The sequence below is a fragment of the Micromonospora pisi genome (assembly GCF_003633685.1).
GTDB lineage: Bacteria > Actinomycetota > Actinomycetes > Mycobacteriales > Micromonosporaceae > Micromonospora_G > Micromonospora_G pisi.
Genome location: NZ_RBKT01000001.1, coordinates 6,576,448 through 6,590,126 on the forward strand (window position 1 = coordinate 6,576,448; position 13,679 = coordinate 6,590,126).

The following is a 13,679-nucleotide window of genomic DNA, read 5'->3' on the forward strand; positions in this document are numbered from 1 at the left end:
CGGCTCGCCCACGCCGCGCGGTTCATCCGGCAGTGGTGCCGGACGCGGCGGCGTACTGGTGCACGTACTCCCGGACCGGCGGCGAGAGGTCCTCGTCGGCGCGTTTCTGCCACACGACCTCGTACCAGGCGAGGTTTTCGATCCAGAACCGGGCGATGAACTCGTCGAAGCTCGCGGCGACCCGGATCAGGTCACCGGCGGCATCCTCCGGGGAGACCTCGTACGCGTCGTACTCCCCCGCGCCGCACAGGATCTCGTGGTCGCCGTCCGGCAACAGGTGCAGGTACCAGAACAGAACCCCCTGCTGGTCGTTGAGGAATCGCACCAGGTGCGCGCCCTCCCGGACCGGGCTCGGCACCCGTGGGAGTGTCGCTTCCCAGTAGCACGAGGTACAGCTCGGCACCGAGTCGCGCAGCACCGGATCGGACATGAAGGTGACGAACTGTTCCGGCAGCGCCGCGTCGGGGTCCGCCCGGAACGCCCCACCGTCCACCATCGTGATGTCGCCGTCCTTTCCCGGCGCCGCCGCCGCTTGTTTGACGAAGGGCACCAGCTCCCGCATCCAGCCGTGCAGGCCGCCGGGATGCGTCCGAGCCGAAGTGGACGGCGCCTCGTAGCCGCTGTCGCCGTCGAACTGGTACGTCGCCAAGGGGGCTTTCGGCAAACTGAACCTGCCCAGCCCGGTCGTCACCCATCCGCTTGTGATCATCATGGCGGGCACCCTATGGGCGTACTCCGACATTTCCGTCGGCATGCTTCTGACCTGCGGACCCCGCGCCCTTCGACGCGGCCGACTTCCTCCGAGCGCTCAGTCGAGCGGGCGGTTGTATTCGTGGAAGCCGACCACCTTGCCTACGTCTGCTACGGCCCACGCCGCACCCGGCTGGTCGACCTCGCCCGGGTCGCCGGGTCCCGGACCTCCTCTGCCGGGCGAAACGGTGTTGTCCAGCCGATTCGAGATTTCCTCAAGGTTCCCGACATTCGGGCCGTGTTCGATCGGGTCGCGTTCATCCGAGCATATGGACTCGGACATGAGCGTGTCACGAGCCGTTCACCGGGAGGACACCACCCATGACACAAGACCATCCCCCACGCCGTTGGCTACGGCGTACCGCCGTCTCGATGGCGACACTTCTCGTCGCGACCCTCGGGGTCACCGTCTCGGCGCCGGCCGCGCACGCAGCCACGATCGATGACTTCACCCTGTCCTGGACGTCCTACCCCGCAGCCGACGCGATTCCGATGGTCAAGGCGACCATGACCGCGGTCCTCCAGGACGGCAACCACACCGCGGCCTACCGGGGAAGCAGCTGCAGCAACGCATTGGGTCAGTCCACACCGATCGCCTGGTACTGCTTCGCGTCAACCGACAGCAGCAGCCTCCGTCCCGGCCCCGACCTGGACCCCACCGCATGGATCCCACAGGCGATCACCACCGTCTCCGACGCCCTCGGCGACGAGGAATGGAACGGACAACAGGGGCTGATCGTCGGCTGGTACCACGAGGGCTCCAGCGGGGCTCGGATATCAGTGATGAACACCGCCACGGACGCGTACCGGCACGTGCTGCTGGCAAATCCCTACTGGGACAGCGCGCTCGGCCGGTACAACTTCAGGGCACTCAACAACCTGCATGTCGGCGGCATGGTCTGGTACGGGGACTATCTCTACGTGGTGGACACGAACTGGGGAATCCGCGTCTTTGGCATGAAACACATCTACGACCTCGGTGCCTCGACCAACGGCACGACGACGTGCAGTGGCATCGGCTGGGTCGACACAGCCGACGCCGACGCCGCCCCAGACAGCTACTGCGCCTCCACCTACAAGTACGCGATGATGCAGATCGGATTCTGGCAGCGGCCGACGGCTAGCAACTCGGCGAACTTCTGCCTCAGCTCCGGAGCCGACCCTCGGTTCTCCTACATCAGCCTCGACCGGATGGCGGTCCCGGACCGGTTGATCGTGGGCGAGTACTGCCCCGCTGACGCGGCGGTCAACGGCCGGCTGGTGGCATACAACATGACCGACCACGTACCCACCAACGGCGTACCCGACGCGGCCTGGAACCTTCCAGTAAGCAACATCCAGGGCGCCGCCACCAACGGCATCAACTTCTACTTCAACCAGAGCGACGGCACTACCAGAAACGGCAACCTGTACAAGGCACTGCCCTCCGGTAGCACCCTCAATCTCAACGGCAGCCCGCGCAAAACCCCGATCGGCCCGGAGGACCTCTCCATCTGGCAGTCCAGCGGGCACCTCTGGTCGGTGACCGAGCACATCACCAGTGGATCGTCCCCCGGCCGAATGATCTACCTGATGCCGTCGATCTTCTGAAACAGGTACGGCCGGTGCCCCGTTCGGGGCACCGGCCGTACCTGGTGCCCGCGACTCTGGATACGGTGTTCGATCCCTGGCGATCTCGGCCCCGGTCGTCGCGTCGAACAGGCCTGACCGCAGGTACGACTTGCCACTGCGACGAACTGCGAGACTGCCGGCGGTCGTTCAGCCCCGGCACTTGCCGGATTTGACCTTGCGCCACTGGGCACGTTCGTTCGGTGGTGCCTACCTGAGCACGTTCACCCGTACGCCGACGCAGCTGCGGCGACGGCGTAAAAGGCCCGCGCCTGTACGACGGGACTCATCCCTCTTACCCTCGGCGAGGTCCGACGTCTCCTGGCACACCTGATCACCCGGGTTCGACTACTGGACCACACCTATCGATGGTCATCGTGGCGTTGTTGCCACCAATACCGAGCCAAAGTGAGCCGCTACCAGCGAAGACTCAAAATTCAGCAGGTACGGCTGGAGTACTAGCCGTCAAGAGATCACCGACCCGCGACCCTAGAGCGTCTTGTGGAAGATGACGAAGTCGCACGGCGTGGCGAGATACGGCACATGCGCCGGGTACGCCTCGTCGAGCTGGCCGACGCGGACCTCGCGATAGCCGATCCGGGTGTACCAGTGGCGCAGGAAGTCCTTCACCGGATCGGTCCAGGCCCGGGGCACGAGTAGTTCGAGTTGCATCCGGTCCAGTCCCCGGTCCCGCGCCCAGGCTTCGGCGAAGGTGACGAGGGCCCGGCCAATGCCCAGACCGCGGTGTTGCGGGCTGGCGACGAGCATGCCGAACTCGGCCTCCCCGCTGTGCAGGCGCTGAACCCGGACGGTGCCGACCAGTCGGCCGTCCAGTCGGGCCACGGCGAGCTGCCCGGCCCGGATCACGGCCGCTACTTCGTCGGCGCTGGTCCGTCTGGTGCCGTCGCGCCAGAGCCCCTTCTCGGCGTCGGCGTACGCCTTATTGACCAGGTCGGCGATCCGCGTCACGAACTCGGCGTTGTCGGCTTGGTCCAGGGGAACCAGGGATATCTCCACCGGTTGCCCCGGCTCGGCTTCCTGCATTGCTGCCTCCTTCGTCCGCAGGTGAACGATGTGCTCCGCCCCTGATCATGATCTGTCGGGCGGCGCCGGTACGCGAAGATGATCTAGGGGTTCGGTGCGAGCATCCGCTTGTTCGGACGTCGAACGAGCAGGATCGACAATCCGGTGACGACGAGCATCAACACCAGGTGGATGACAGTGACCGTGGTGAGCGCATTGGAGATTTCCGGGTGGCCTTGGTGACTTCCGAACGTCGCGAAGAACACCGAGCCGATGACGGCCACACCAGCCGCACTGGCGAACTGTTGCGCGGTGGACAGACTTCCGGCAGCGGCCCCGGCCGCCCGCCGGGGAACCTCGGCGAGCACTGATCCGACGAGGGCGGGAAACGCGAGCCCGGTACCGAGGCCAAGCATGACCATCTCGGGTATCAGTGCCCAGATCCCGATCGTGTTTCCCTCGACCCGGACAACGACGATGGTGGCCAGCAGTGCGAGTGCGGAGATGGCCGCACCGAGGGTAATCATGCGCGCGCCGTAGCGGGCGACCAGCGGTCGGGCCAGGATCGAGGTCACGCCGAACACGACGCCCATCGGCATGAACGCCATTCCGGCCGCCAACGCGGTGAGGCCCAGGCCGGACTGGACCACCAGGGTCAGCACGAAGAAGTAGCTGCCCCAGAAGCCGAGGAAGGCGACGTTGGTGAGCAGCCCGATCACGAATGGTCTGGTCCGGAACAGGGTCACGTCGAGCACCGGCTCCTCCCCACGGTCACCCAGCTTGCGCTCCCACGCGATGACCGCGGTCAGGGTGGGAACACTCGCCGCCATGGAGATCCAGGTCCAGGTCGGCCAACCCTGGGTGCGGCCGAGAACCAGTGGCACCAGCAGGAGCGCGAGGCCGACCGGAATGCCGAGGGCGCCGACCGGATCGAGACGCCGGGCCGCCAGTGGGGTGCGCGGCAGTGTACGCAGGGCGAAGGTGAGCGCGAGCAGACCGACCGGGACGTTGACCAGGAAGATGTTTCGCCAGCCCCAACCGAACAGGTTGGCATTGATCAGCACTCCACCCAGGACCTGGCCCGCGACACTGCCGATACCCATCGTCATGCCGAACCAGCCGAGCGCTCGGGTACGTTCCGCCGGCGGGAACGCCGCCGTGATCAGCGCCAGCACCTGCGGGACCATGATCGCGGCCGTGGCCCCCTGTAGTAGCCGTGCGCCGACTAATTGCATCGGACTCTGTGCCACCCCGCAGAGCAACGACGCGATGGTGAAGGCGACCATGCCGACCAGGAACAGTCGCCGGTATCCGAAGAGATCCCCCAGCCGGCCGCCGGTGACCATGCCGCTGGCGTAGGTGAACGCGTAACCGGCGACGATGAGTTCCAGCGCCGACTCGGTGGTGTGCAATTCGTGCTGCAACGGCGGGGCCGCTATGTTGACCGCAGAGAAGTCGAACAACCCCATAAAGATTGCGATGAGAATCACCGGCAGCATCCGCCACCGTTCCGGGTGGGCCGACAGCTCCGCCGGTACGGATGTTGGTACGGCCTGCCGGGCGCGCACATTGTTCGGCATTAGTTCTGTTGGGTCCGTTTCTCGGGCGAGGATGCCCGGACACCTCCGGTCGCGCTTTCTTCGCGGGAATCCCGCTCGGCACTGCGGGCAGCGCGCAGTGAGGAATCGGTGAGAATCGCGTTTGCGCAGTGGGATTCGGTCAGGGCGCTTCCGTGGCTTGTCGGGCAGCCCAAAGTTAGCGACTTCGTGGGTAGCCAGCCTGGCCCAGTCGTGGCTAGGACGGCGATCACACGGCCGGCGACGTACCTGGCGACGATGGCGGCTATCGGGCCGCGTGCGGGTCTCGCGCCATCACCGCTCGCCACGAGCGTTCAGAGGGTGAACCCGGCGGTGGCATGAGGACGACCACGGTCTGATCTTCGGCGTGCTTGACGGTCAGGCTCTCGACGATCAGCTCGATTGCGCCGGCCTCCGGATGTTGGAAATGCTTTATCGCCCGACTGCCGGTTGAGACCGTTTGTTCGGCCCATACCTTCCGGAAGAAGGCGCTGCTCGCGCCAAGTTCCTGGACGAGGCGCCGCACGTCCGGGTGGGCGAGCGCTCGACCGGCCCGGAGCCGCAACATGCCGATCATCTCCGCCGCGACCTCGGCCCACTCGTCGCCGTGCAGCCGCTCAGCATCCGGGTGGAACAGCATCCAGTGGATCGCGTTGCGTTCTGCCGCCGCGAGCGCGTCGAGATCCCCATACAGGCGACGGGCGGCGGCGTTGGTCGCCAGGACATCCAGGTTCGGTCCGAGTACGACGCCGGGCGTCGTACCGAGTGCATTGAGCAAGGCGATTGTCTCCGGTCGGACCCGCATATTTTGCGGAGCCGGGGACCGAATAGTGCCGGGGACCTTGGCCAGACGGTGAAGATATGCGCGTTCGGCGGGCGTCAGCAGCAGTGCGGTCGCGATCGACTCGAGTACGGCGTACGAGGCGGTGGCATGCCGCCCCTGCTCGAGCCGGGTGTAGTAGTCGACGCTGACACCGGCCAACCGGGCAAGTTCCTCACGCCGCAGCCCGCTGACCCGGCGCCGTCGGATGCTGGTGACGCCGACCTCTTCGGGGCCGACCGAAGCGCGGCGAGAACGGAGAAACTCACCCAACGGGCTGTTCTTCCGGTCCGGAGGACGCCCGTGCGAGTCCATGATCACCAGGCTAGCACCGAGATCTGCCGCCTCCGTCAACTCCGAGGGGCGCGGGCGGGCGGTGAGCGAATTCATCGAGCATAGGTTGGGGAATGCGCCGACAGTGCTATTCCGCCCTCGCGGGTGGAATTATGGCAGGCTGCTCCATGTTCGCCCGGCAGCGAATCATCGAACCGATGGTGACCAACAGTCCGTATGCGTGACCGGCAGGTGGCCCGCGCGCCCGCGTTGGCAACCGGTGGAATGAACGCGTGTGTCGAGCAGGGCACACGCCCAGTCCAGGGAGACCCTTATGGCTGATCAGTCGCCGCTTTCGGCAGACGAGTTACTGGACGTCGTGGACGAGAACGACACCGTGGTGGGACAGGCGACACGCAGTGAGGCGTACGCCCACAGACTGCGGCACCGCTGCGTGTTCGTGTTGGTGCGGGACGGTGCGGGACGGATCTTCGTGCACCGCCGTACCGCTCGGAAGCTCCTCTTCCCGTCGCTGTACGACATGTTCGTCGGTGGCGTGGTCGGCGCGGGCGAGTCGTACGACGAAGCGGCGTTACGCGAGGCCAAGGAGGAGTTGGGGGTGTCGGAACTGCCCATGCCCACGTCGCTGTTCACGTTTCTCTACGAGACACCGGACCACACCTGGTGGTCCTCCGTTTACGAAGTACGGTGCGAACTGCCGGTCGATCCACAGGCCGAGGAGATCGCCTGGCACACGTTCCTCGCCGAGGATGACCTCAAGCGGCGGCTCGTCGAGTGGACGTGGATGCCGGACAGCTTGGAGGCGTTTCACCGGCTACTCGGGTGAACATATCTCGTCAGAACAACCTCCAACCGGCGGTGGTGCCGGTGCCGAGAATGTGGCAGATGTCCTAGACGCAGGTCGAAGCTGAACTGGTGCCATCCGTCCGACGTCAGTCACGACATGATGCGACCACTTTCCAGCAGCGAACATGACGCCGCGCTCTCGTCCGGGATCGCCGTACTGGTCTTCCGGTGGAGCGAGAGCCCGGCTTGTCAGCAGTTTCAGCCGGAACTCGACAAGTTTGTAGCCCAGCACCCGGAGTGCCCGGTCTGGACGGTCGAAGCGGTGGAGCAGAAAGACCTGTCCGAACTGCATCACCTGCGGGCGCTGCCCAGCATCGTCGTCTACCGCGACGGCCTACCGGCCCGGCGCTTCGCGGGGTCGATGTCGGCCGACGACCTGGCGGCGTCGGTGGACGAGGTGTCTCAGGCCGACATGCAGGAGGAGTACAACGATTGGGTGCTCGAGATGATCGAGATGTTGGATACCGGTGAGGCCGGATCTCCGTTCGTGACAGCTCCCCAGCCCTGAGCCGGTCTTCGCCCCGGTCAACCGCGCTGGTCCGGGATTCCCCGGCCAGGCGGAGTGCCAGCGGAGGAGGCCCCCGGCATCGCGCGCCGGGGGCCTCTCTTGTGTGCGTGCGCCCTAAAAGGGTGTGGCGGGGGTCGGGCTGGCCACCTGAAGCGGGTCAGCAGCACCGAGTCCTCCATCGACCAGATCCCGGTTGCCGTGTTCGGCCCCATGATCGTGATCTCCGGCATGGCTCCCGAGTGGGCCGACGGTGCGGCGCCGGTGAGGTCGCGAATCGTGTACGCGAACTCCTTCGGCGACTTCCAGGTGATCCCGTCGGTCGTGAGCTTGGCATTGGGAGTGAAGATCGCAGCCAGCTCATCGTGCTTCTTCTCGTCCACCAGGCGGAAGTAGCGGGCCTTGAGCTGGTGGATCTCCTCAATGTCCTCCAAGCGCCCAGTCGGTCGAGTTCGCAACCCGTCGCCCTGCCACGGGTGGGCACTCATTCGGCATGAATGGTTCCTCCCGTGATACCTGGGCACATTGAAGTGCTCTCTTGTCGCCCGGGTCGGCTTTCCACACACTCAGTAGAGCAGTACGGAATTGATACCAGGTACGTGATGAGGACCACGAGAGGAACACGATCGTGCGAGCTGTTGGTCTGCGCGAGTTCGGCGGGCCGGAGGTGCTGCAGGTTATCGAACTGCCGGAACCGCATGCCGGTCCCGGCGAGGTTCGGGTACGCGTACACGCGGCCTCGGTGAATCCGTCGGACACCCTGTTGCGTGCCGGTGTCCACGCCGAGGCGCTGTCCGGGGTGCCGGGGCCCTACGTGCCCGGAATGGACGTCGCGGGTGTGGTCGACGAGATCGGCCCTGGGACGGTCACGGATCTGTCGGTCGGTGACCCGGTCATGGCGATGATCCTGCCGGTGACTCCGAAGCCCGACGGCTCGCTTGAGAACAGCGGTGGCGGTTACGTGGAGTACGTCGCGCTTCCCGTGAACTGGGTCGTCCGTGCGCCGGCCGGCGTGAGCCACGAGGCCGCGGCGACCCTGCCGATGAACGCGTTGACCGCACTGTTGGCTCTGGATCAGTTGGCTCTCGCGTCAGGTTCGACCCTGGCCGTGGTCGGGGCCGCCGGGACACTCGGTAGCTACCTGGTGCAGATGGCCAGTCACGCCGGACTGACCGTGGTTGCCGATGCCGCCCCGGCCGACGAGGCCCTGGTCCGCGAGTCCGGCGCGACCGACGTTGTGGCCCGGGGCTCCGATGTGGCGCAGCGTATCCGGGCCCGCTGGCCCGAGGGTGTGGACGCGGTCGCGGACGTGGCGCTGGTCGGGTCGCGGCTGCTCGACGCCATTAGGGACGGTGGCACGCTGGTCCCGTTCCGGCAGAGCGCCGAACCCGGCGGATATGAGGTCGGGAGCACCCGCGGGATCACGGTACGGATTCCGTTCGTGCCGGACTACGCCGGCCGGGCGGACAAGCTGGACGAGGTCCGCCGCCTGGCCGAGTCAGGTGTGCTCATCCCGAGGGTCGCGAAGGTCCTGCCCGCCGCCGAGGCGCCCGACGCGCATCGCCGCTTCGCGGCCGGCGGCGTACGCGGCCGGCTCGTGCTCACCTTCTGAACCAATCAGCAGAGAAATCAGAGATAAGGATTAATTGTGTCCCTGCGTTTCGCGGACAAGGTCATTATGGTCACCGGTGCCACCTCCGGCATGGGGCGGGCCGTCGCCGAGCGGGTCGCCGCCGAGGGCGCGAAGGTCGTCCTGGCGGCACGCGGTAAGGAAGCCGGCGACGCGTTTGTCGCCGAGTTGCGCTCCGCCGGCCGGGACGCGATTTTCGTGCCGACCGATGTGACGGTCGGGGCCGAGGTGGAGCAGTTGGTCCGGCAAGCGGTCGACCACTACGGCCGGCTCGACGGCGCGTTCAACAACGTGGGTGCGGCCACCGCGATCGGCCCGGTCGCCGAGATCGGCGAGGACGCGTGGGCTGCTGAGATGGCGCTCAACCTGAACAGTGTCTTCTTCGGGCTGAAGTACCAGATTCCCGCGCTTCAGGCGTCCGGCGGCGGCGCGATCGTGAACAACGCCTCCAACGTCGGTGTCACCGGTGCGGCCGGCATGGCCGCCTACAGCGCCGCCAAGCACGGCGTCATCGGGCTCACCCGGTCGGCGGCACTGGACGTGGCCGCGACGGGTGTGCGGATCAACGCGCTTGTCACCGGCGGCGTCGACACCCCGCTCCTGCGCGGCGCCATGGGCCCGAACCCGGAGGAGGCCATCCGTGTTGCCGGCGCCATGCACCCGGTGGGTCGGATCGGGCGCCCCGAAGAGGTCGCCGCGTTCGCGGCCTTCCTGTTGAGCGACGAAGCCCCGTTCATCATCGGAGCCGCACTCGCGATCGACGGTGGCCTGACCACCGCCTGACGACCCGGTCTCGGGCCTTCGGCGCATGCGACTTCCTGACCGCCGATGCCAGGCGCCGCACGCGCCGAAGGCTCTCCGACCCCGACCCCGACCCCGACCGCCAAGCCGCGCTGGCGGCTCGGTACGAGCCGGCCGTCACCTCGTCAGACCCGGATCGGTGGTGAGGTCGTCCCGTGTCGACGGGGAGCGATGTTGCCGACGAGTCGTGGGCGGAGTAGCCGCCAGGAGACGACCGAGAGCCCGGCGTACGTGAGCACGTAGGCGATCGCGGTGCCGTACCCGCCCCAGAGGGGGATCGCGGTGGCGAAGAGGACCAGCGCCATGACACCGCCCGCCGCGCCGAGCAGTCCGGCGGTGGTTGTCCAGCCGCCGCCGAGCAGGCCCTGGCTGGCGACCGCGAACGGGGCGAAGGTGATCTCGGCGAGGAGCAGGACCAGCAGCAGTGGGCGGGCGTCGGCGAACTCCGTACCGAAGATCGGGATGATCAGGAACCAGCCGCCGACCCCCACCAGCAGGCTCACCGCCGCCGCCGCGAGCAGTGCCGTGCGCCGGGTCCGGACCACCCTGGACACCCCGGCGCCGAGCGCGACGTCACGGTTGACGATCCAGCCCAGCGCGGCGGGCACCACTCGCGGACCCTCGCTCAGCGTGGCGGCGACCGAGTAGATGCCGACCGTGGCGGCGCCGGCCACCGCACCCAGCACGTACCGGTCGGCGCGCAGGGCCAGGGCCAGCCCCATCGTGAGACCGAGGGCGCGGCAGCCGTGGCGGAGCAGTTCGGCGAGTTCCCGACCGGCGGGCGAGGCGAGCGGGACCAGCCCGACCACGCGCAGCCGGGCGGCCTGTAGGGCGGCGATCGCGACCATGCCGGTGCCCTGGGCGAGCAGCAACGCCCACGCCGAGCGGTCGAGTGTGGCTCCGATGAGCACGCCGACCAGGCCACCGGCGGCGACCAGTGCGGCCCAGACACTGCCCGCACGGGAGCGGCCGGTCGCGCACCAGACGTCGGGGAGCTGGGTCAGGGCCACGTACCCGGTGGTGACCACCAGGACCGCGGCCAGGAACGGAGGCTCGCCCAGTCCGGTGTCGACCAGCGGGGCGGCGAGCCGGGAGAGCAGGATGGCGAGTCCGCCCCCGGTCACCACGGAGAGCATCGACCACCAGGTGTACGACGCGAGCAGGCGTGCCCCGGTCGCCGTGCCGCTGACGGCGGGCAGGCGCGAGCGGAGAGCGGAACCGGTGCCCAGACCGGCGAGGAGTCCGGCGATGCTGCCGGTGGTGATGCCGAGCAGCATCAATCCGCGTTGATGTGGCCCGAGGAGTGCGCTGGCCAGTAGGGCGCTGAGTCCGTAGCTGGCCGACTGGGCGAGGCTGGACCCGGTCAGGAAGGCCACCGGAGATCGCCGGCGAGCAGCCGCGACCTGCGTGCCCGTTCCCGCGTTCTCCATGCTGTACCGCCTTGTTCGGGCAGATTATTGAATCTGACCAGAATAGCCAAATCGCCCTCAACGCGCCGCTTCAACTGATACAAACCCTTTGGATACTTTCGGAGTGTTTGGGTCGGAGGCAGTGCCTGTGAACCGGATCTACCTTTCGCCGCCGGACGTCGGGCGGCTGGAAGAGACGTACCTGGTCCGGGCGCTCCGCTCCGGCTGGGTCGCGCCGCTCGGCCCCGAGGTGGACGCGTTCGAGCGCGAGGTGGCCGAACGGGTGGGCGTGGCCCACGCGGTCGCGGTCAGCTCCGGAACCGCCGCCCTGCACCTCGCGCTGCTCGCCCTCGGCGCCGGCCCCGGACAGGTCGTCGTCGTGCCGACCCTGACCTTCGTGGCCACCGCCAACGCGGTCGTCTACACCGGCGCCGAACCGGTCTTCGTCGACTGTGACCCGGCCACCGGCAACATCGACGTCGCTCTCCTGGCCGACCTGCTGCACCGGCTGCGGGTCGCCGGCCAGCGGGTCGCCGCGGTGGTGCCGGTGGACATGTTCGGCGCCTGCGCCGACTACGACGAGATCCTGCCGATCTGCGCCGCCGCCCGGGTGCCGGTGCTGGCCGACGCGGCCGAGTCACTCGGTTCGACCTACCGGGGGCGGCAGGCCGGGTCGTTCGGCCGGATCGCGGCACTGTCGTTCAACGGCAACAAGATCATCACCACCTCCGGCGGCGGCATGATCGTCTCCGACGACGCCGGGCTGATCGCCCACAGCCGCTACCTCGCCACCCAGGCCCGGCAACCCGTGCCGCACTACGAACACCTCGACGTCGGCTACAACTACCGCCTCAGCAACCTGCTCGCCGCCCTCGGCCGGGCCCAGCTCAGCCGCCTGGACGAGATGCTCGCCCGCCGCCGGGAACTGCGCGAACGCTACGCCAAACTCTTCGCCGCCGTGCCCGGCGTACGGCTGCTCGGAGACCCGGAGGAAGGCGGACCCGGCGGCGGACCCGACGTCGACGGTCTCTCCGCCGGGGTCCGGATCGCGCCCGACACCGCCGGAGCCCGAGGCTCCAACTGCTGGCTCACCACGATCGTCGTCGACCCGGAACAGGCCGGCTGGCGGGCGGGGGAGCTCGGCGCGCACCTCGCCGCCGACGACATCGAGACCCGACCCGTGTGGAAACCGATGCACCTCCAGCCGATCTTCAGTCAGTCGCGGGCGGTCCTCACCGGCGCCGCGCAACGACTCTTCGAAGAGGGACTCACCCTGCCCAGCGGCTCCGCCCTGGACGAGACCCAGACGGCCCGGGTCTTCCACGCCATCGAGCAGTTCCTGGCACAGCGGTGACCGAACAGTTGGCCGTGGTCGGAGCCGACAGCGCGGCGGCGCTGATCGACCCGGAATGCCCGGACGTCTACCACACCGCAGGCTACGGCCGGGCCGCCGCCAGCACCGAACCCGGCACCTGGCAGCTCGCCCACTCGACCCACCGGATCCTGGTGCCGTACGTGGTCCGCCGGCTCGACGACGGCACCGGGGCATCCGACGCGGTCAGCCCGTACGGCTACTCCGGAATCCACGTCGGCCCGGGCACCACACCCACCGAACTCGCCCGGTTCTGGGACCGGGCCGTCCACCACTGGCGCGACCAGGCCATGGTCACCCTCTTCCTCCGGTTCTCCCCACTGGACCCCCAGTCGGTCGACGCCGTACGCCACCTCGGCACGATCGACCTCACCCGCCGCGCGGACACCATCACCGTCCCGGTCGACCAGGGGAGCACGGCGATCTGGGCCGGGATGGAGGGTCGGTCCCGTACCGCGATCCGCAAGGCCCGCAACGCCGGCCTGGAGGGGGGCATCCGGGCCGCCGGCATCGACGACGTCGCCGCCGGGTCACCCTTCCGCAAGCTGTACGAGCAGACCATGGTCCGGGTCGGCAGCGCCCCCGGTTACCACTTCCCCGAGGTGTACTACCGGACGCTGGTGGACGGCCTCGGCAAGGCGCTGCTGATCGCCGAGGTACGCGACCCCGGCGGCACGGTGGTCGCCGCCGCGCTCGTCCTGCGCCACCGCGACCGGGCCCACTACCACCTGGCCGGCTCCGACCCCCGCAGCGTCCGGGAAGGCGCCAACAACCTGCTGCTCTGGACCATCCTGGAGTGGGCTGCGGAGAACGGCTGCGCGCTCGTCCACCTCGGCGGCGGGGTCCGCGCCGACGACGGGCTGTTCCAGTTCAAACGTTCCTTCGGTGGCATCCGGACGCCGTTCTGGACCGGGGCGGTGGTGCTCGACCCCGGACGTTACGCGGCCCTGCTCGGCACCCACGCCCGCAACCTCGGCCGGACCGTCGAAGAACTCCGCGAAACCGGGTACTTCCCGGGCTACCGGCTGGGGCGGGGCTGAGGCG

At 68.2% G+C, this 13,679-nt stretch carries 13 protein-coding genes; 7 read left to right on the plus strand and 6 right to left on the minus strand.

Annotation, left to right across the window (positions count from 1 at the left end; genetic code table 11):
• Positions 1-22: 22 nt before the first annotated feature.
• Complete coding sequence (locus BDK92_RS28320) at positions 23-712, minus strand: hypothetical protein (RefSeq protein ID WP_121159436.1); 690 nt, start codon at positions 710-712, stop codon at positions 23-25.
• A gap of 359 nt (positions 713-1,071) precedes the next feature.
• Between BDK92_RS28320 and BDK92_RS28330 the strand changes: the two genes are divergently transcribed.
• Positions 1,072-2,340 (plus strand): hypothetical protein, encoded by a 1,269-nt coding sequence (locus BDK92_RS28330; protein ID WP_147457140.1) that lies wholly within the window; start codon positions 1,072-1,074, stop codon positions 2,338-2,340.
• A gap of 507 nt (positions 2,341-2,847) precedes the next feature.
• Here the strand turns inward: BDK92_RS28330 and BDK92_RS28335 are convergent.
• From BDK92_RS28335 to BDK92_RS28345, 3 genes are all read right to left on the minus strand, one after another.
• Positions 2,848-3,402, minus strand: a complete 555-nt coding sequence (locus tag BDK92_RS28335) for a GNAT family N-acetyltransferase (RefSeq protein WP_121159439.1) — start codon at positions 3,400-3,402, stop codon at positions 2,848-2,850.
• Positions 3,403-3,485: 83 nt separating this feature from the next.
• Positions 3,486-4,871, minus strand: coding sequence for an MFS transporter (locus tag BDK92_RS28340; RefSeq protein ID WP_211349396.1), 1,386 nt, complete (start codon positions 4,869-4,871; stop codon positions 3,486-3,488).
• A 352-nt stretch (positions 4,872-5,223) separates the two neighbouring features.
• Positions 5,224-6,168 (minus strand): helix-turn-helix transcriptional regulator, encoded by a 945-nt coding sequence (locus BDK92_RS28345; protein ID WP_121159440.1) that lies wholly within the window; start codon positions 6,166-6,168, stop codon positions 5,224-5,226.
• 217 nt (positions 6,169-6,385) lie between these two features.
• On the opposite strand from BDK92_RS28345, the gene BDK92_RS28350 reads away from it, so the two are divergent.
• Both BDK92_RS28350 and BDK92_RS28355 read left to right on the plus strand, forming a co-directional pair.
• Positions 6,386-6,898, plus strand: coding sequence for an NUDIX hydrolase (locus BDK92_RS28350; RefSeq protein WP_121159441.1), 513 nt, complete (start codon positions 6,386-6,388; stop codon positions 6,896-6,898).
• Between the two features lie 117 nt (positions 6,899-7,015).
• Positions 7,016-7,426: a thioredoxin family protein gene (locus BDK92_RS28355; protein WP_121159442.1), complete on the plus strand. Its 411-nt coding sequence runs from the start codon at positions 7,016-7,018 to the stop codon at positions 7,424-7,426.
• Between the two features lie 17 nt (positions 7,427-7,443).
• Here BDK92_RS28355 and BDK92_RS28360 read toward each other — a convergent pair whose 3' ends face one another.
• Entirely contained in the window at positions 7,444-7,857 is a 414-nt protein-coding gene (locus tag BDK92_RS28360; protein ID WP_170208713.1) for a nuclear transport factor 2 family protein, read from the minus strand.
• A gap of 194 nt (positions 7,858-8,051) precedes the next feature.
• Here BDK92_RS28360 and BDK92_RS28365 point away from each other — a divergent pair, with 194 nt between their 5' ends.
• Together BDK92_RS28365 and BDK92_RS28370 are read left to right on the plus strand one after the other, a co-directional pair.
• Complete coding sequence (locus BDK92_RS28365) at positions 8,052-9,035, plus strand: NADP-dependent oxidoreductase (protein ID WP_121159444.1); 984 nt, start codon at positions 8,052-8,054, stop codon at positions 9,033-9,035.
• Between the two features lie 36 nt (positions 9,036-9,071).
• On the plus strand, positions 9,072-9,836 hold the full coding sequence (locus tag BDK92_RS28370) for an SDR family oxidoreductase (protein ID WP_121159445.1): 765 nt from the start codon (positions 9,072-9,074) through the stop codon (positions 9,834-9,836).
• A 143-nt stretch (positions 9,837-9,979) separates the two neighbouring features.
• Here BDK92_RS28370 and BDK92_RS28375 read toward each other — a convergent pair whose 3' ends face one another.
• Entirely contained in the window at positions 9,980-11,284 is a 1,305-nt protein-coding gene (locus tag BDK92_RS28375) for a lipopolysaccharide biosynthesis protein (RefSeq protein ID WP_121159446.1), read from the minus strand.
• A 136-nt stretch (positions 11,285-11,420) separates the two neighbouring features.
• On the opposite strand from BDK92_RS28375, the gene BDK92_RS28380 reads away from it, so the two are divergent.
• A complete protein-coding gene (locus BDK92_RS28380; RefSeq protein ID WP_121162660.1) occupies positions 11,421-12,617 on the plus strand; it encodes an aminotransferase class I/II-fold pyridoxal phosphate-dependent enzyme in 1,197 nt (398 codons plus the stop codon).
• The gene (locus BDK92_RS28385; protein WP_121159447.1) at positions 12,614-13,675 is read left to right on the plus strand and encodes a lipid II:glycine glycyltransferase FemX; all 1,062 of its coding nucleotides are present in this window, start codon (positions 12,614-12,616) and stop codon (positions 13,673-13,675) included. Before BDK92_RS28380 ends, BDK92_RS28385 begins: the two co-directional genes overlap by 4 nt.
• Positions 13,676-13,679 lie beyond the last annotated feature (4 nt).

Bases quoted from the DNA above. Each gene is read 5' to 3' on its own strand.
- BDK92_RS28375 (WP_121159446.1), bottom strand. From the start codon at position 11,284: ATGGAGAACGCGGGAACGGGCACGCAGGTCGCGGCTGCTCGCCGGCGA.
- BDK92_RS28330 (WP_147457140.1), top strand. From the start codon at position 1,072: ATGACACAAGACCATCCCCCACGCCGTTGGCTACGGCGTACCGCCGTC.
- BDK92_RS28335 (WP_121159439.1), bottom strand. From the start codon at position 3,402: ATGCAGGAAGCCGAGCCGGGGCAACCGGTGGAGATATCCCTGGTTCCC.
- BDK92_RS28350 (WP_121159441.1), top strand. From the start codon at position 6,386: ATGGCTGATCAGTCGCCGCTTTCGGCAGACGAGTTACTGGACGTCGTG.
- BDK92_RS28355 (WP_121159442.1), top strand. From the start codon at position 7,016: ATGATGCGACCACTTTCCAGCAGCGAACATGACGCCGCGCTCTCGTCC.
- BDK92_RS28345 (WP_121159440.1), bottom strand. From the start codon at position 6,168: ATGAATTCGCTCACCGCCCGCCCGCGCCCCTCGGAGTTGACGGAGGCG.
- BDK92_RS28320 (WP_121159436.1), bottom strand. From the start codon at position 712: ATGATGATCACAAGCGGATGGGTGACGACCGGGCTGGGCAGGTTCAGT.